15 protein-coding genes and 2 tRNA genes are annotated in these 17,180 nt (G+C 62.9%); 1 reads left to right on the top strand and 16 read right to left on the bottom strand.

Annotated elements, in window-relative coordinates:
- Positions 1-139: 139 nt before the first annotated feature.
- From rpsO to ftsH, 13 genes are all read right to left on the bottom strand, one after another.
- Positions 140-409 carry a 30S ribosomal protein S15 gene (rpsO, locus tag QZ471_RS08780; protein WP_058764308.1) on the bottom strand — a complete coding sequence of 90 codons (270 nt, stop codon included), beginning with the start codon at positions 407-409 and terminating at the stop codon, positions 140-142.
- Positions 410-502: 93 nt separating this feature from the next.
- Positions 503-1,417: a tRNA pseudouridine(55) synthase TruB gene (truB, locus tag QZ471_RS08775; protein WP_295462762.1), complete on the bottom strand. Its 915-nt coding sequence runs from the start codon at positions 1,415-1,417 to the stop codon at positions 503-505.
- A gap of 2 nt (positions 1,418-1,419) precedes the next feature.
- Positions 1,420-1,803 carry a 30S ribosome-binding factor RbfA gene (rbfA, locus tag QZ471_RS08770; protein ID WP_059231841.1) on the bottom strand — a complete coding sequence of 128 codons (384 nt, stop codon included), beginning with the start codon at positions 1,801-1,803 and terminating at the stop codon, positions 1,420-1,422.
- Positions 1,804-1,935: 132 nt separating this feature from the next.
- Positions 1,936-4,500: a translation initiation factor IF-2 gene (gene infB, locus QZ471_RS08765; protein ID WP_295462758.1), complete on the bottom strand. Its 2,565-nt coding sequence runs from the start codon at positions 4,498-4,500 to the stop codon at positions 1,936-1,938.
- Between the two features lie 26 nt (positions 4,501-4,526).
- Entirely contained in the window at positions 4,527-5,999 is a 1,473-nt protein-coding gene (nusA, locus tag QZ471_RS08760; protein WP_295462756.1) for a transcription termination factor NusA, read from the bottom strand.
- Positions 6,000-6,048: 49 nt separating this feature from the next.
- A complete protein-coding gene (rimP, locus tag QZ471_RS08755; RefSeq protein WP_295462754.1) occupies positions 6,049-6,507 on the bottom strand; it encodes a ribosome maturation factor RimP in 459 nt (152 codons plus the stop codon).
- A 127-nt stretch (positions 6,508-6,634) separates the two neighbouring features.
- Positions 6,635-6,711 (bottom strand) — tRNA-Met (locus QZ471_RS08750).
- Positions 6,712-6,796: 85 nt separating this feature from the next.
- Positions 6,797-6,882 (bottom strand) — tRNA-Leu (locus QZ471_RS08745).
- 16 nt (positions 6,883-6,898) lie between these two features.
- A complete protein-coding gene (gene secG / locus QZ471_RS08740) occupies positions 6,899-7,279 on the bottom strand; it encodes a preprotein translocase subunit SecG (protein ID WP_295462752.1) in 381 nt (126 codons plus the stop codon).
- The gene (gene tpiA, locus QZ471_RS08735; protein WP_295462750.1) at positions 7,279-8,037 is read right to left on the bottom strand and encodes a triose-phosphate isomerase; all 759 of its coding nucleotides are present in this window, start codon (positions 8,035-8,037) and stop codon (positions 7,279-7,281) included. The genes secG and tpiA overlap by 1 nt, the downstream gene beginning before the upstream one ends.
- 66 nt (positions 8,038-8,103) lie before the next feature.
- Positions 8,104-9,441 carry a phosphoglucosamine mutase gene (gene glmM / locus QZ471_RS08730; RefSeq protein WP_295462748.1) on the bottom strand — a complete coding sequence of 446 codons (1,338 nt, stop codon included), beginning with the start codon at positions 9,439-9,441 and terminating at the stop codon, positions 8,104-8,106.
- On the bottom strand, positions 9,441-10,304 hold the full coding sequence (folP, locus tag QZ471_RS08725; protein ID WP_295462746.1) for a dihydropteroate synthase: 864 nt from the start codon (positions 10,302-10,304) through the stop codon (positions 9,441-9,443). The genes glmM and folP overlap by 1 nt, the downstream gene beginning before the upstream one ends.
- Before the next feature lie 7 nt (positions 10,305-10,311).
- Positions 10,312-12,231 (bottom strand): ATP-dependent zinc metalloprotease FtsH, encoded by a 1,920-nt coding sequence (gene ftsH, locus QZ471_RS08720; RefSeq protein WP_295462744.1) that lies wholly within the window; start codon positions 12,229-12,231, stop codon positions 10,312-10,314.
- Between the two features lie 525 nt (positions 12,232-12,756).
- Here ftsH and yhbY point away from each other — a divergent pair.
- Positions 12,757-13,068, top strand: a complete 312-nt coding sequence (gene yhbY / locus QZ471_RS08715; protein ID WP_145012208.1) for a ribosome assembly RNA-binding protein YhbY — start codon at positions 12,757-12,759, stop codon at positions 13,066-13,068.
- Here yhbY and QZ471_RS08710 read toward each other — a convergent pair.
- From QZ471_RS08710 to carB, 3 genes are read right to left on the bottom strand one after another with little or no spacing between them, the layout of a single operon-like run.
- Positions 13,056-13,508, bottom strand: a complete 453-nt coding sequence (locus QZ471_RS08710; RefSeq protein WP_295462742.1) for a hypothetical protein — start codon at positions 13,506-13,508, stop codon at positions 13,056-13,058. The two genes, yhbY and QZ471_RS08710, sit on opposite strands and share 13 nt — an antisense overlap.
- Complete coding sequence (greA, locus tag QZ471_RS08705) at positions 13,486-13,962, bottom strand: transcription elongation factor GreA (RefSeq protein ID WP_295462739.1); 477 nt, start codon at positions 13,960-13,962, stop codon at positions 13,486-13,488. Before greA ends, QZ471_RS08710 begins: the two co-directional genes overlap by 23 nt.
- Positions 13,959-17,180: a carbamoyl-phosphate synthase large subunit gene (gene carB / locus QZ471_RS08700; RefSeq protein ID WP_295462737.1), complete on the bottom strand. Its 3,222-nt coding sequence runs from the start codon at positions 17,178-17,180 to the stop codon at positions 13,959-13,961. The genes greA and carB overlap by 4 nt, the downstream gene beginning before the upstream one ends.

Raw genomic sequence — 17,180 nt, 5'->3', positions numbered from 1 at the left:
TGGCGACCGGGGGGATTCGGACCCTCGCTGATCTCCGAGGTGACGCAGGCCGATTTCGTCGGCCTCTCAAGCAAAAAAGCCGGAGGCCGGCGCGAGCCGACCTCCAGCTTCAGACTGCTTGCAGCAGGTCTGCATCGTCTTAACGACGCAGGCCCAGGCGAGCGATCAGTGCGCTGTAACGAGTGGTGTCCTTGGACTTCAGGTAGTCCAGCAGCTTACGACGCTGGTTGACCATGCGGATCAGACCACGACGGCTGTGGTGATCTTTGCCGTTGGCCTTGAAGTGACCTTGCAGCTTGTCGATGTTGGCGGACAGCAGGGCAACCTGCACTTCCGGCGAGCCGGTGTCGCCTTCGGCGCGCTTGAACTCGTTTACGATCTGGGCTTTGTCTTCAACGCTCAGTGCCATGATAGGGCTCCTCTGAGGAACAGGCCGGGACAGGTCCCGTGCTTAAGGAAAGAGGTGTGACCGTGCCTGCTGACAGCCACCCTCGGTATCGGTCTAGGACCGAATCAGTCTACGAGGAGCAACCTGCCCCTCGTCATCAATCTCGCCGATGCCGATGAAACGACCCTGGTCGTCCTGCACCCGCATCAAGCCGAATTTCGGCGCATTGGCCGCCCGAACGGGCTGACCGTGCAACCAGTAGTAGGCGCTGTGCTGCGTCAGCTGCACCAGCGGCCAGTGCTCCAGGCCACTGTCGACCGGCAGCAGGAAGCGATCCAAGGCCTCGGAACCGCCTTCGGCGTGCGCCGCCTCCAGCTCGTCCAGGCTGATCGCTTGCGTCAGGCCAAAGGGACCGGCCTGGGTACGCCGCAGCTCCGCCACATGGGCACCACAGCCGAGACGGGCGCCGAGGTCTTCGACCAGGGTACGCACATAGGTCCCCTTGCTGCAGGCCACTTCCAACGTCGCACGATCTTCCCGCAACGCCAAAAGTTCCAGCCGGGCAATAGTAACAGAACGCGGCTCGCGCTCCACTACTTCGCCGGCACGAGCCAGTTTGTAGAGCGGCTGACCGTCGCGCTTGAGCGCCGAGTACATCGGCGGAATCTGCTCTATCTCGCCGCGAAAAGCCGGCAAGGCCGCCAAAATGGCTGCCTCGTCGATAGCAACCGCCCGTCGCTCCAGTACTTCCCCCTCGGCATCGCCGGTGGTGGTGGTGACACCGAGCTGCGCTACGGTGTGGTAGCCCTTGTCGGCATCCAGCAGGTACTGGGAAAACTTGGTCGCCTCGCCGAAGCACAGCGGCAGCACGCCGGTGGCCAGCGGATCGAGGCTGCCGGTATGTCCGGCCTTCTCGGCGTTGAGCAACCAACGGACCTTCTGCAGCGCGGCATTGGAGGAAAAGCCGCGGGGCTTGTCCAGTACCAGTACGCCATGTACCTGCCGGCGAATACGTTTGACCTGGGCCACCCTCACTCCTCCCCGTCGTGGCGACGGTCTTCGGCGACCGCCCGCTCGATCAGGGCCGACAGCTGGGCGCCGCGACGGATGCTCTCGTCGTACTGGAAGCTCAGCTGGGGGATGGTCCGCAGCTTCATCACCCGGCCCAACTGCTGGCGCAGGAAACCGGCGGCATCCTTGAGGATGCCGATATTCTGCTTGATCGCCTCGGCGTCATCGTCCTTGCCCAGGACCGTGATGTGCACCTTGGCATGGGACAGGTCGCGAGCGACGTCCACACCGGTGATGGTCACCATGCCCAGTCGCGGATCCTTGATCTCGCGCTGGATCAGCAGTGCCAGCTCACGCTGCATCTGATCGCCGATGCGCTGGGTACGGCTGAATTCTTTGGCCATGTCGAAACTCTCGTACGAAAGGCCGCAGACGCTCGGCCTGCCAGCCATGAATCTTGGAAACGCGAACGGCAAGTCCGGACCTGGCAAGCCTCTGCCAGGTCCGCGACCTGCCGTCCTGGGGCGGAGTCGCCGTTACAGCGAACGGGCGACTTGGACCTTCTCGAATACCTCGATCTTGTCCCCGACGCGCACGTCGTTGTAGCTCTTCACGCCGATACCGCACTCCATGCCGGCACGTACTTCGGCGACGTCATCCTTGAAGCGACGCAGGGATTCCAGCTCGCCTTCGAAGATGACCACATCCTCGCGCAGTACGCGGATCGGACGGTTGCGGTGCACCATGCCCTCGGTGACCATGCAGCCAGCGACGGCGCCGAACTTCGGCGAACGGAAGACATCGCGCACTTCGGCGATACCCAGGATGTTCTCCCGGACGTCGCTGCCCAGCATACCGGTCAGCGCCTTCTTCACGTCTTCGATGATGTCGTAGATGACGTTGTAGTAGCGCATGTCGAGGCCTTCCTGCTCGACGATCTTCCGCGCCCCGGCATCGGCCCGGACGTTGAAGCCGAACAGCACGGCATTGGAGGCCAGCGCCAGGTTGGCATCGCTCTCGGTGATACCACCGACGCCACCGCCGACCACCCGCACCTGGACCTCGTCGTTGCCCAGGCCAGACAGCGAGCCCTGCAGCGCCTCGAGCGAACCGCGCACATCGGCCTTGAGCACGATGTTGAGGGTCTTCTTCTCGTCCTGGCCCATGTTCTCGAAGATGTTTTCGAGCTTGCCAGCGTGGGCACGAGCCAGCTTGACCTCGCGGAACTTGCCCTGACGGAACAGCGCCACTTCGCGAGCTTTCTTCTCGTCGGTCAGCACGGTGAGTTCGTCACCGGCATCCGGAGTGCCGTCCAGGCCGAGGATCTCGACCGGGATGGACGGACCGGCTTCCTTGATCGGCTTGCCGTTCTCGTCGAGCATGGCGCGTACGCGGCCATAGTTGACGCCGACCAGGGCCATATCACCCTGACGCAGGGTGCCGTTCTGTACTAGGACGGTGGCGACCGGACCACGGCCCTTGTCCAGGCGGGATTCGATGACCACACCGCGACCGGGCGCTTCCGGGGTGGCGGTCAGTTCGAGCACCTCGGCTTGCAGCAGGATGGCTTCGAGCAGTTCGTCCACACCGGTACCGGCCTTGGCCGAGACGTGCACGAACTGGGTGTCGCCGCCCCATTCTTCCGGGATGACCTGACGGCCAGCCAGATCGTGCTTGACGCGATCCGGATCGGCGTCGGGCTTGTCGACTTTGTTGACCGCCACGACGATGGGCACACCCGCCGCCTTGGCGTGCTGGATGGCTTCTTCGGTCTGGGGCATCACGCCGTCGTCGGCCGCTACCACCAGGATGACGATGTCGGTGGCCTGGGCACCACGGGCACGCATGGCGGTGAACGCCGCGTGACCGGGGGTATCCAGGAAGGTGACCATGCCACGCTCGGTTTCCACGTGGTAGGCACCGATGTGCTGGGTGATGCCGCCGGCTTCGCCCGAGGCGACCTTGGCGCGACGGATGTAGTCCAGCAGCGAGGTCTTGCCGTGGTCGACGTGACCCATGACGGTCACCACCGGCGCACGGTGGGTCGCCTTGCCACCCTCGAACTTCAAGGATTCGGCCAGTTGGTCTTCCAGGGCGTTCTCGTTGACCAGCTTGACCTTGTGGCCCAGCTCTTCGGCCACCAGCTGCGCCGTTTCACGGTCGAGCACCTGGTTGATGGTGGCAGGAGACCCCATCTTGAACATGAACTTGATGACTTCGGCGGCCTTCACCGACATCTGCTGAGCGAGCTCAGCGACGGTGATGGTCTCGCCTAGATTGACTTCGCGCACTACAGGTCCTGTCGGGCTCTGGAACCCGTGTTGATTTCGCTTCTTGAGTCGCGACTTGCCACCGCGACCGCCGCGCCGGCCAAAGCCCTCTTCCTCGTCGTCGCCACTGCGTACGGTACGGGGAGCGGCGACCTTGTCCTTGATCGACGGGCGATGCTGGGCGTTCTTGCGCTCACGACGCTCGTCTTCATCGCGCTTGCTGCTCGGCGCAGGATGCACGGGACGACGCGGCTCTTCGCGCTTACGCTCGCCGGCGGGATCCGCTTTCGGTGCCTCGGCAATGGGCTCGGCAGCGACAGGCTGCTCGGCTACCGGAGCAGGCGCTGCGGCCGGTGCAGCCGGGGCTGGAGCTTCGGCGGCGACCGCCGGCGGCTCGGCTTGGGCCTGGGCCGCAGCCTCGGCCTGCTGCTGCGCAGCCGCTTCGGCAACGCGCTGGGCTTCTTCCTCGGCACGTGCCTGGGCAGCCGCTTCTTCGGCAGCGTGCTGGGCTTCCTGCTCGCGGCGCTGCTCGGCTTCGAGCTCGGCGGGGCTGCGCTTGACGAAGGTTTTCTTCTTGCGCACCTCGACACTTACCGTCTTGCTGCCGGCCACTTTCAGCGTGGTCTGGGTCTTGCGCTGCAGGGTGATCTTGCTCGGTTCATCGAGCTTGGCCGTCCCCTTAAGGTGGGTCAGCAGCGCCTGCTTCTCCGCATCGCTCACCAGCTGCTCCGCACTGTTATGCGTCAGGCCTGCCTCGCGCATCTGCTGCAGCAGACGTTCCACCGGCGTATTGACCGTCTGGGCCAGTTCTTTCACCGTGACTTGCGTCATGCACTTCTCTCCTCAGACTGCGCCGCTTACTCGAACCAATGGGCACGGGCAGCCATGATCAGCTTGCCGGCACGCTCTTCGGTCATGCCGTTGATGTCGAGCAGGTCGTCGATCGACTGCTCGGCGAGCTCTTCGCGATTCACCACACCACGCTGGGCCAGCGCGCTGGCGAGCTGGGGGTCCATGCCGTCGAGGGTCAGCAGATCTTCGCTGGGGCTCTTCTGTTCTTCCGTCGCGATGGCTCGGGTCAGCAAACGATCCTTGGCCCGGGTCCGCAGCTCGTTGACGATGTCTTCGTCGAAGCCATCGATGTTGAGCATCTCTTCCATAGGCACGTAGGCGACTTCCTCGAGGGAGGTGAAACCTTCCTCCACCAGCACCTGCGCCAGTTCCTCGTCGACGTCCAGCTCATCGATGAAACGCTGGATGATGTCGCCGGTCTCGGCCTGCTGCTTGGCATTGATGTCCGCCTCGGTCATCACGTTGAGCGTCCAGCCGGTCAGCTGACTGGCCAGGCGCACGTTCTGACCGCCACGGCCGATCGCCTGAGCCAGATTGTCCTCGGCCACGGCGATATCCATGGTGCGGCTGTCTTCGTCGACGATGATCGACGCGACCTCGGCCGGAGCCATGGCATTGATGACGAACTGCGCGGGGTTGTCGTCCCAAAGAACGATGTCGACCCGCTCGCCACCCAACTCACCGGATACTGCCTGGACGCGCGAACCGCGCATGCCGATGCAGGCGCCCTGGGGGTCGATCCGCTTGTCCTTGGAGCGTACGGCGATCTTGGCGCGCGAACCCGGGTCCCGGGCCGCGGCCATGACGTCGATCAGTTGCTCCGAGATTTCCGGCACCTCGATGCGGAACAGCTCGATCAGCATCTGCGGATCGGTACGCGACAGCATCAGCTGCGGACCACGGTTCTCGGTGCGAATCTCCTTGAGCAGCGCACGCAGACGCACGCCCATGCGGAAGGTTTCACGCGGAATGATGTGCTCGCGCGGCAGCAGCGCCTCGGCATTGTTGCCCAGGTCGACGATCACGCTGTCACGGGTGACCTTCTTCACGGTACCCGAGATGATCTCGCCGACCTTCTCGCGATAGGCGTCCACCACCTGGGCCCGCTCGGCCTCGCGCACCTTCTGCACGATCACCTGCTTGGCGGTCTGGGCGGCGATGCGACCGAATTCGATGGATTCGATCTTCTCTTCGATCACGTCACCGGCCTTGGCGCCCGGGTGTTCTTCCTGCGCGTCTTCCACCGTCAGGTGCGAATCGGGCAGTTGATAGTCCTGGTCCTCCACCACAGTCCAGCGGCGGAAGGTTTCGTAGCTGCCGTTGTGTCTGTTGATCGACACCCGCAGATCCACATCTTCTTCGTAGCGTTTCTTGGTCGCCGTGGCGAGTGCCAATTCCAGTGCCTCGAAGATGACGCCGGGTGGAACACCCTTCTCGTTCGAAACAGATTCCACTACCAGCAGAACTTCTTTGCTCATCTTACGCCTCGTATTCGCAATCCTTGGGATCCGCGGTCTCGCGCTCAAATCACTCGAAACGGGGAACGACGTTGGCCTTGTCGATCATCTCGATGGGCAGCAGGTACTCATGCTCGTCCACCTGCACCACGACGTCCTGGTCTTCCACACCGCGCAGCAAACCCTGGAAATTACGTCGCCCCTCGAAGGGCGACCGAAGTTTGACCTTCACCTGTTCACCGACATGGGCAGCGAATTGCTCCAGGGTGAACAGGGGTCTATCCATACCGGGGGAAGACACCTCGAGGGTGTATTCATTGGTGATGGGGTCTTCCACATCGAGTACGCCGCTGACTTGGCGACTGACCTTCTCGCAATCCTCGACGAGGATGCCGTTGGGATGATCGATGTAGACGCGCAATAGCGAATGCCGGCCTTGGGAAATGTACTCGACACCCCAGCAGACGTAGCCAAGCGCCTCGACGACGGGGGCCAGCAAGGCCTGCAACTGTTCTAGCTTGCTCGACACCTGATTGCCTCGCGTTTTTTGAGAATAAAAAATGGGCATTACGCCCATCCCTAAGAGGTCTGCACAAGAAAGCGCGACCCGAACTGTCCAGCCAACAAAAAGCCCCTATAAAGGGGCTTTAAAAAACTGGTTGCGGGGGCTGGATTTGAACCAACGACCTTCGGGTTATGAGCCCGACGAGCTACCAGACTGCTCCACCCCGCGTCAAAGCTGGAGCGAGAGTATATTCAACTGAACTCTAGGAGTCAACCAACTCTCTCGCCGCGTCCTGCTGGACGTCTTTGCTATTTGGTGCCGAAGATGGGACTCGAACCCATACAGCCTGTGGCCACTACCCCCTCAAGATAGCGTGTCTACCAATTCCACCACTTCGGCATGAAACCTGTGAAACTTACTTGGACTCCTGGGGCACGTCCCCGGAAGTACTACCCTGCGAAGCCTTCGGCTGCGTCAAGGGCACATCGTTACCATCCTGCTTCGGCTGAGGAGCCTGCTGGACCGGCTGAGTGGGCAAACCCACTTCACGCAGACCCAGCGCACGATCTTTGGCGTAGTAGCCCAGACCCAGGCTAGTCGCGAAAAAAACCGCGGCTAGTATAGCAGTAAAACGACTCAGAAAGGTAGCAGAACCTTGACTACCGAACACGGTACCCGAAGCACCCGCACCAAAGGACGCACCCGCTTCAGCGCCCTTGCCCTGCTGCATCAGCACCAGCACGATCAGGCCCAGCGCCATCAGCAGGTGGATCACTACAACTGCAGTTTCCAACATTATCCACGTCCCGCAGCGCGGCAAATCGCACTGAACTCTTCAGCATTCAGGGAGGCACCACCCACCAGCCCCCCATCGATATCCGGCATGCCGAACAATTCGGCAGCATTGGCGGCCTTGACGCTGCCGCCATACAACAACTGAAGTCCGTCAGCGACCCCAGCATCGGCTTCGCGCACCAGGGCGCGAATCGCCGCATGAACTTCTTGCGCCTGCTCAGGCGTGGCCGTGAGCCCCGTACCTATCGCCCAAACCGGCTCATAGGCCACGACGGCGCTGGCGAAGGCTGCCACTCCGACGGCATCGATGACCGCCTTCAGCTGGCCACCCACCACCTCCAGAGTGCGCCCGGCTTCCCGCTCTTCACGAGTTTCGCCGACGCAGAGCACGGGAAGCATCCCGCCCTCCTGGATGGCCGCGAATTTCTTCGCCACCATCTCGTCATCTTCGCCCAGCAGAGCACGCCGTTCGGAGTGCCCCACCAGCACGTAACGGCAACCGAACTCCGCCAACTGGGTAGAGGAAACCTCACCCGTCAGGGCCTTCTCGCCCGCAATGGAAGCACAGGTCTGAGCCCCCACCGCCAGCGACGTCGCCGCCAACTCTTCGACCACCTTTGGCAGATGCACCAATGTCGGGATCACCACGACATCGACACCCGCAACGCCATCCAACCCTTTCAAGCCTGCGACCAATGCCGAAACGCTCTGCAGCGAGCCGTGCATTTTCCAGTTACCGGCAACCAGGGGACGACGCATGCGTTTTGCCTCAGGGAGCGAAGTGGGCGCAGATGTTACTCAATCGAAAACAGGCATGCAAGCAAATCAAGCACATACCTCGGTTATCAGTTGTGCCAGGGCCTCGGCATGGGCACGCACCTCGCGCTCGTTCTCGCCCTCGACCATGACACGCAGCAACGGCTCGGTACCGGACTTGCGCAACAGGACCCGCCCCTTGCCGGCCATCTTCTCGGTCACCTCGGCACTGGCCTGCTTGACCCGCGGATTCTCCAGCGGGTCCTGGCCACCGCCGAAGCGCACGTTGATCAGCACCTGTGGGCACTTGCGCAGGGCCATGCGTGCCTGTGCCAGGGTCTGGCCGGCATTGCGTAGGGCGATCAGCACCTGCAGGGCCGCGATGGTGGCATCACCGGTGGTGGTGTACTGGCAGCACACCACGTGCCCGGAGTTTTCACCGCCCAGCACCCAGTTGCGCTCCAGCAGCTCGGCCATGACATAGCGATCCCCGACCTTGGCGCGCACGAAGGGGATATCCAGTTCGGCCAGGCCCAGCTCGAGCCCCAGGTTGCTCATCAGAGTACCCACCACCCCGCCTTCGAGACGGCCACGGCGCTTGAGGTCACGGGCGATCAGGTAGAGCAGCTCGTCGCCGTCCACTGCGGCGCCCGTATGGTCCACCATCAGCACCCGGTCGCCATCGCCGTCGAAGGCGATACCGATGTCGGCATGCTGATCGAGCACCGCCTGCTGTAGCCCTTCAAGATGGGTAGAGCCGCAATCCTTGTTGATATTGAGTCCGTCCGGCTGGACACCCAGCACACTGACGTCCGCACCCAGCTCACGAAAGACGCTGGGGGCGATCTTGTAGGTGGCGCCATTGGCGCAATCCAGCACGATCTTCATGCCGGCGAAGCTGGTCCCGGTGGGCACGCTGCTCTTGCAGAACTCGATGTAGCGACCCGCGGCGTCGTTGATGCGCGACACCTTGCCGATACGGGCCGAGTCGACCACAGTCATCGGCGTATCAAGCAGTTCCTCGATCATGGTCTCGAGTTCATCGGGCAGCTTGGTGCCGGCGCCGGAAAAGAACTTGATGCCATTGTCGTAGTAGGGGTTGTGCGAAGCACTGATGACGATGCCAGCGCTGGCCTGGAAGGTCCGCGTCAGGTAGGCGATACCCGGCGTCGGCATCGGGCCGAGCAGCATGACGTCAGCGCCCGCAGCGGACAGCCCGGCTTCCAGAGCCGATTCGAACATGTAGCCCGAAATGCGCGTGTCCTTGCCCACCAGCACCCGGCAGCCGCCGCGACTGCGAAAGGCGATGCCCGCCGCCCAGCCCAGCTTGAGCATGAAGTCCGGGGTAATGGGATACTGCCCGACCTTGCCGCGAATGCCATCGGTTCCGAAATACTTTCTTGCCATCAGTTCTGTTCCTGCCTGAAGCCTTCGACCGCGGCGATCATCTTCACCACGTCCACCGTTTCCGCCACATCATGGACCCTGAGGATCTGGGCACCCTTGGCCAGCGCCAGGGCCGCCAGAGCCAGTCCGCCTGCCAGGCGCTCGGCGACCGGGCGACCGGTGACAGCACCGATCATGCTCTTGCGCGACACCCCCACCAGCAAGGGTAGCCCAAAGCCGAGCAACTCGGACTGTCGCTGAAACAGCTCGAGGTTGTGCGCCAGGGTCTTGGCGAAGCCATAGCCGGGATCCAGCACCAGGCGTTCGCGGGCGATACCTGCCGCTTCGCAGCGAGCGATCTGCTCGGCGAGGAAAGCGCCGACCTCGCCCGCCACATCGTCATAGGCTGGGGCCTGCTGCATGGTGCTCGGCTCACCGCGCATATGCATCAGGCAGACCGCCAGATCGGTCGCAACTGCCGCCTCGAGGGCGCCTGGCCGACGCAGTGAGCGGACGTCGTTGATCAGGCCGGCACCCGCCAGAGCCCCTTCGCGCATGACCGCGGGCGTGGAGGTATCCATGGAGATGACCACATCCAACTCTCGGGTGATCGCCTCGATCACCGGTATGACGCGATCGAGTTCTTCCGCCTCGGATACCGACGGCGCTCCAGGCCGCGTGGACTCCCCGCCGACGTCGATGATAGCCGCACCTGCCGCCACCATCCCCTCGGCATGGCGCAGAGCGCTTTCGACCGCCGTGTAACGACCGCCGTCGGAGAAGGAGTCGGGGGTGACATTGAGGATACCCATCACCTTGGGCACGTCAAAAACAAGAACCCGATTGCCGCAAGGCAATCGGGTCGAAGGGAACGGATTGAACATGGGTGTTTCAGTGTTCTCCGGCAGGACCGCCGATGGGTGTTTCGGGACGATCGCTACCACTCTGGGGGGAGGCAGGTGCATCCCCGGTCGGGCCGCCACGGTCGTGCCAGTCACGCGGCTCACGCGGGACCTTGCCGGCCATGATGTCGTCGATCTGATCGGAATCGATGGTTTCGTACTTCATCAGCGCATCGGCCATGAGTTCGAGCTTGTCGCGATTCTCGTCCAGCAGGCGCTTGGCGGTGTTGTAGCAGTCATCGATGATCCGGCGAATTTCCAGGTCGATCAGCTTGGCAGTCTCGCCGGACATGTTGCCGTTGCCGCCGCCACCGGAGCGACCCAGGTAGCCTTCGTTCTCTTCCTCGCCGTACAGCAGCGGACCGAGTTTTTCCGACAGGCCCCACTTGGTCACCATGTTCCGCGCCAGGGAAGTGGCTCTCATGATGTCGTTGGAAGCACCGGTAGTCACGCCCTCGAAGCCCAGAGTCATCTCTTCAGCAATCCGGCCACCGAACAGCGAACAGATCTGGCTCTCCAGCGCCCGCTTGGACAGGCTGTAGCGATCTTCCTCGGGCAGGAACATGGTCACACCCAGGGCGCGGCCACGGGGAATGATGGAAACCTTGTAGACCGGATCGTGCTCGGGCACCAGACGACCGACGATGGCATGGCCGGCTTCGTGGTAGGCGGTATTACGCTTTTCCTTCTCCGACATGACCATGGTCTTGCGCTCGGCGCCCATCATGATCTTGTCCTTGGCCAGCTCGAACTCGCGCATGTCGACGATGCGCTTGTTGGCGCGCGCGGCGAACAGCGAGGCCTCGTTGACCAGGTTGGCCAGATCGGCACCGGAGAAACCAGGGGTACCACGGGCGATGACACCAGCATCGACGCGCTCGCCAACCGGCACCTTGCGCATGTGCACCTTGAGGATCTGCTCGCGGCCACGGATATCCGGCAGACCGACCACGACCTGCCGGTCGAAACGACCGGGGCGCAGCAAGGCAGGGTCGAGCACGTCAGGACGGTTGGTGGCGGCGATGACGATGATGCCGTCGTTCATCTCGAAGCCATCCATCTCGACCAGCAGCTGGTTCAGGGTCTGCTCGCGCTCGTCGTGACCACCACCCATGCCATTGCCACGATGACGACCGACTGCATCGATCTCGTCGATGAAGATGATGCAGGGCGCATGTTTTTTGGCCTGGTCGAACATGTCACGAACCCGGCTGGCGCCGACGCCGACGAACATCTCGACGAAGTCCGAACCGGAAATGGTGAAGAAAGGCACCTTGGCCTCACCGGCCACGGCCTTGGCTAGCAGCGTCTTACCGGTACCGGGCGAGCCAACCATCAGGACACCACGAGGGATTCGACCGCCCAGGCGCTGGAACTTGCCCGGATCGCGGAGGAATTCAACCAGCTCGGTGACTTCTTCCTTGGCTTCGTCGCAACCAGCGACGTCGGCAAAGGTGGTCTTGACCTGGTCTTCCGACAGCAGTCGAGCCTTGCTCTTGCCAAAGCTCATAGGGCCGCCGCGACCGCCGGCGCCTCCCTGCATCTGGCGCATGAAGAACATGAAGACGGCGATGATCACCAGGATCGGGAAGCTGGCCACTAGCAGCTGAGTCCAGATGCTCTGCTGCTCGGGTTGCTTGCCGGTGATGGTGACGCTGTTATTGACCAGGTCGCCGATCAGGCCATTGTCCTGAATCGCCGGACGAATGGTCTTGAAGGGATCGCCATCCCGGTGCTTGCCGGTGATGACATAGCCATCCACGGTCACGCTCTCGATCTGCCCGTCCTTCACCTGCTGGATGAAGTCGGAATAGTTGAGCGTCTGGGGTTCGTTGGGGCTGGAGAAGTTGTTCATCACGGTGACGAGCACCGCGGCGATGATCAGCCACAGGATCAGATTCTTTGCCATGTCGTTCAATTGACTACCCTCTGCGCCGGTTTCGTGGGTAAACCGTTCGAAGCGAAACCGGCAGTGACCGGTAAGTTACTACACAAAGCCTGGCCCACGGCAGACATCGTCTGTAACGCTATATGAGTCTTCTGCCTTTGACTCTAGGGCAAGGCAGACGTTGCGGCCATCAATTCTCTCAATTGCCCCTAAAACCGCGACCCAATAGATATTGCTGGCGCGATCTAGTCCCGCGACGCAGACGGCTGCCAGAGCCCTGCTCGAAGGCGTCACGCCACCTTCGTCCCGCAGCCCCTGGATCGATCCATCGCACTCAGCTCGCTCATATGGGGGCCCAATGAAAAATAACAAGCCTTCCGACGCTCGCGACGAGCCCTTCCTTGCGCACCGGCTTGACCGGAGACTTGCCGAGGTGTTCCTTGAGCCCACAGGCAGCCGCCTTCCGAGCGCGGCTAAGTTTTCGCGTATCGCTGGGCGGCACGTGACAGCTGGGATAGACTGTCCGGCTTTTATCCGGGGTGAATTATGGCGCTCAACAACGAGCTTAAAAAGCGGTTCAAGGCGATCGGTCATCAACTCAAGCCGGTGGTCACCATCAGCGAGAACGGCCTGAGTGAAGGCGTGCTGGGTGAGCTCGACCGCGCGCTGAACGATCACGAACTGATCAAGATCAAGCTGGCCGTCACGGAGCGGGAAGACCGCCGGGCGCTGATCGAGGAGCTGTGCGCTTCGAGCAAGGCCGAACTGGTGCAGGTCATCGGCAAGATGGCGCTGATCTACCGCAAGGCCCGCGAGCAGAATCGCAATCTGTCCAACGTGGTGCGCTATACCGCCTGATTGCCTGACACACGCCCGGGAACGGGTTGCAGCACCAGGATCAGTCCGCAGAGCAGCAATACCACGTAGCCAGCCAGGGCGGTCGGCCCGCTCCATAGGCGCGCGAGTTCGTTCTGCAACAGCACGGCCGCCGCACTCCCCAGCAGCAGTTGACCGCGCAGGTCACGCCACAGGGCGCGAACGCCGGCCCACCAGACCAGCACCACGATCTGCGTGAAGACGCCGCCAGCCGCGGCGCTGAGCATCATGCGCAGCAGCTCCTCGCGACCGGACTGGATCAGCAGCGGCGCCCAGCCTGCCTGGGCGAGCGCCACGGGGATGCACAGGTGCAGGGCGACCAGCGGACCGACCCAGAATACCTGGGCCAGCTGCCAGGCTGCCGCGAGCAGCCTGGCGAGCCAGCCTCCGGCGCGACGATCAGACGTGACGGACGGCGACAATTTCGTATTCGACATCGCCACCCGGGGTCTTCACCAGCACCACGTCCCCTTCTTCCTTGCCGATCAGGGCGCGGGCGATGGGCGAACCCACCGACAGCTTGCCCTGCTTGATGTCCGCCTCGTCGTCACCGACGATCTGGTAGGTCACGGTCTCGTCGGTCTCGGTGTTGGCGATCTCCACGGTGGTGCCGAAGATCACCTTGCCGGTGTGCGGCAGGGCGGTCACGTCGATCACCTGAGCATTCTGCAGGCGTCCTTCGATATCGCGGATGCGCGCCTCGACCATGCCCTGCTGTTCGCGGGCGGCATGGTACTCGGCGTTCTCCTTGAGGTCACCCAGTTCACGCGCTTCGGCGATGGCCTGGGTGATCTGCGGACGCAGCTCGGTCTTGAGGTGCTTGAGCTCCTCTTCCAGGGCGCGGGCACCCTGGACGGTCATGGGGTACTTGGTCATGCCTTAACTCCTGCATGCAGATCTTGCAGCCGGCGCACGGTCTTTTCGGCGCCGAATTTCAAAGCTTCGCAAATGGCCTGGCCGCCGGCAATGGTGGTGGTGCAGCAGAGTTTGTGCTGCAGGGCATTGCGACGGATCGAATAGGAATCGGCGATGGACTGCCGGCCTTCGGTGGTGTTGATGATCAGGGTGACTTCGTCATTCTTGATCATGTCGACCACATGGGGGCGGCCCTCGGTCACCTTGTTCACACGACGCACCGGCAGACCGGCGGCCTCGATCACCCGTGCGGTACCAGCGGTGGCGACGACCTCGAAGCCGAGGCCGACCAGATCGCGAGCGACCTGTACGGCTTCGGGCTTGTCGTCGTCACGCACGCTGATGAAGGCGCAACCGGAGTTCGGCAGGATCTCGTTGGCACCCAGCTGGGCCTTGGCGAAGGCTTCGCCGAAGCTATCGCCGACGCCCATCACCTCGCCAGTGGACTTCATCTCCGGGCCGAGGATGGGGTCTACGCCGGGGAACTTGTTGAAGGGGAAGACCGCTTCCTTGACGCTGAAGAACGGCGGGATGATTTCCTCGGTGAAGCCCACTTCGGCCAGGGTCTTGCCGGCCATGACGCGAGCGGCCACCTTGGCCAGGGACTCGCCGATGCACTTGGAAACGAAGGGCACGGTCCGAGAGGCGCGCGGGTTGACCTCGATGACGTAGATGTCCTCGCCCTGCACGGCCATCTGCACGTTCATCAGACCGATCACGCCGAGTTCCAGGGCCATCTTCTTGACCTGCTCGCGGATCTCGTCCTGGATGTGCTTGGGCAGCGAATAGGGCGGCAGCGAGCAGGCGGAGTCACCGGAGTGCACGCCGGCCTGTTCGATGTGCTGCATGATGGCGCCGATCACCACGGTCTGGCCGTCGCACACCGCATCCACGTCCACCTCGATGGCGCAGTTGAGGAAGTGGTCGAGCAGCACCGGGCTGTCGTTGGAGACCTTCACGGCTTCACGCATGTAGCGCTTGAGTTCTTCTTCCTGGTAGACGATTTCCATCGCCCGGCCGCCCAGCACGTAGGACGGACGCACCACCATCGGATAGCCGATGTTCTTGGACAGGGCCAGGGCCTCGTCTTCGCTGCGCGCGGTGGCGTTGGCAGGCTGACGCAGATTCAGACGCTGCACCATCTGCTGGAAGCGCTCGCGGTCTTCGGCGCGGTCGATGGCATCGGGGCTGGTGCCGATGATGGGCACGCCAGCCTCTTCCAGGGCGCGGCAGAGCTTGAGTGGGGTCTGGCCGCCGTACTGGACGATGACGCCCTTGGGCTGCTCGACGCGGACGATCTCCAGCACATCCTCCAGGGTCACCGGCTCGAAGAACAGGCGGTCGGAGGTGTCGTAATCGGTGGAGACGGTTTCCGGGTTGCAGTTGACCATGATGGTCTCGTAGCCATCTTCACGCATGGCCAGGGCCGCGTGCACACAGCAGTAGTCGAACTCGATGCCCTGGCCGATACGGTTGGGACCGCCGCCGAGGATCATGATCTTGTCGCGACCACTGGGCTTGGCCTCGCACTCTTCCTCGTAGGTGGAGTAGAGGTAGGCGGTATCGGTGGCGAATTCGGCGGCGCAGGTGTCCACCCGCTTGTACACCGGCAGCACCTTGAGCTTGTGGCGATGGGCGCGCAGGTTCTTCTCGGTGACACCGAGCAGCTTGGCCAGGCGCGCATCGGAGAAGCCCTTGCGCTTGAGCTTGCGCATCAGGTCGTAGTCGAGGTCGGCCAGACCCAGGGTCTTGATGCGCTCCTCGTCCTTGATCAGGTCTTCGATCTGCACCAGGAACCAGGGATCGATGCGGGTCAGTTCGAAGACCTTGTCCAGGCTGTAGCCCTGGCGGAAGGCGTCGCCGATGTACCAGATGCGATCGGCGCCCGGCACGGTCAGCTCGCGCTTGAGGGTGCCATCGGCTTCCGGATCGGCCGGATCCAGCTTTGGATCGAAGCCGACCACCCCGACTTCCAGGCCGCGCAGGGCTTTCTGCAGGGATTCCTGGAAGGTACGGCCGATGGACATGACCTCGCCCACGGATTTCATCTGGGTGGTCAGGCGGGCATCGGCCTTGGGGAATTTCTCGAAGGCGAAGCGCGGAATCTTGGTGACCACGTAGTCGATGGCCGGCTCGAAGGACGCCGGGGTGCGGCCACCGGTGATGTCGTTCTGCAGCTCGTCCAGGGTGTAGCCGACCGCCAGCTTGGCGGCGATCTTGGCGATGGGGAAGCCGGTGGCCTTGGAGGCCAGGGCCGAGGACCGCGAGACCCGCGGGTTCATCTCGATCACCACCATGCGGCCGGTGTTCGGGCAGATGCCGAACTGGACGTTGGAGCCGCCGGTCTCGACGCCGATCTCGCGCAGCACCGCCAGGGAGGCGTTGCGCATGATCTGGTATTCCTTGTCGGTCAGCGTCTGGGCCGGGGCCACGGTGATGGAGTCACCGGTGTGCACGCCCATGGGATCGAAGTTCTCGATGGAGCAGACGATGATGCAGTTGTCCTTCTTGTCGCGGACCACCTCCATCTCGTATTCCTTCCAGCCGATCAGGGATTCGTCGATCAGCAGCTCGTTGGTCGGCGACAGGTCCAGACCGCGGGTGCAGATCTCTTCGAATTCTTCGCGGTTGTAGGCGATGCCGCCACCGGTACCACCCATGGTGAAGGATGGACGGATGATGCAGGGGAAGCCGACCTTCTCCAGCACGCCGTAGGCTTCTTCCATGCTGTGGGCGATGCCCGAGACCGGGCAGGCCAGGCCGATGTCCTTCATGGCCTTGTCGAAGCGCGAGCGATCCTCGGCCTTGTCGATGGTATCGGCATTGGCACCGATCATCTCGACGCCGAACTTCTCCAGCACGCCATGCCGCTCCAGATCCAGGGCACAGTTCAGCGCGGTCTGGCCGCCCATGGTTGGCAGCAGGGCGTCGGGGCGCTCCTTCTCGATGATCTTGGCCACGGTGGCCCACTTGATCGGCTCGATGTAGGTGGCGTCGGCCATGGCCGGGTCGGTCATGATGGTGGCCGGGTTGGAGTTCACCAGGATGACGCGGAAGCCTTCCTCGCGCAGGGCCTTGCAGGCCTGGGCGCCGGAATAGTCGAACTCGCAGGCCTGGCCGATGACGATGGGGCCGGCCCCGAGGATCAGGATGCTCTTGATGTCTGTACGCTTAGGCAT

Source organism: uncultured Pseudomonas sp. (genome assembly GCF_913774235.1).
Classification (GTDB): domain Bacteria; phylum Pseudomonadota; class Gammaproteobacteria; order Pseudomonadales; family Pseudomonadaceae; genus Chryseomonas.
Note: the sequence above shows the minus strand (reverse complement) of the source record. Positions and strands in the feature narration are given on the sequence as shown.

Excerpts from the sequence above, each read along its gene's own strand:
- folP (WP_295462746.1), bottom strand. The coding sequence starts at position 10,304 with ATGTTCAATCCGTTCCCTTCGACCCGATTGCCTTGCGGCAATCGGGTT.
- glmM (WP_295462748.1), bottom strand. The coding sequence starts at position 9,441 with ATGGCAAGAAAGTATTTCGGAACCGATGGCATTCGCGGCAAGGTCGGG.
- infB (WP_295462758.1), bottom strand. The coding sequence starts at position 4,500 with ATGACGCAAGTCACGGTGAAAGAACTGGCCCAGACGGTCAATACGCCG.
- ftsH (WP_295462744.1), bottom strand. The coding sequence starts at position 12,231 with ATGGCAAAGAATCTGATCCTGTGGCTGATCATCGCCGCGGTGCTCGTC.
- nusA (WP_295462756.1), bottom strand. The coding sequence starts at position 5,999 with ATGAGCAAAGAAGTTCTGCTGGTAGTGGAATCTGTTTCGAACGAGAAG.
- tpiA (WP_295462750.1), bottom strand. The coding sequence starts at position 8,037 with ATGCGTCGTCCCCTGGTTGCCGGTAACTGGAAAATGCACGGCTCGCTG.
- rbfA (WP_059231841.1), bottom strand. The coding sequence starts at position 1,803 with ATGGCCAAAGAATTCAGCCGTACCCAGCGCATCGGCGATCAGATGCAG.
- rpsO (WP_058764308.1), bottom strand. The coding sequence starts at position 409 with ATGGCACTGAGCGTTGAAGACAAAGCCCAGATCGTAAACGAGTTCAAG.
- yhbY (WP_145012208.1), top strand. The coding sequence starts at position 12,757 with ATGGCGCTCAACAACGAGCTTAAAAAGCGGTTCAAGGCGATCGGTCAT.
- secG (WP_295462752.1), bottom strand. The coding sequence starts at position 7,279 with ATGTTGGAAACTGCAGTTGTAGTGATCCACCTGCTGATGGCGCTGGGC.
- greA (WP_295462739.1), bottom strand. The coding sequence starts at position 13,962 with ATGACCAAGTACCCCATGACCGTCCAGGGTGCCCGCGCCCTGGAAGAG.
- carB (WP_295462737.1), bottom strand. The coding sequence starts at position 17,180 with ATGCCTAAGCGTACAGACATCAAGAGCATCCTGATCCTCGGGGCCGGC.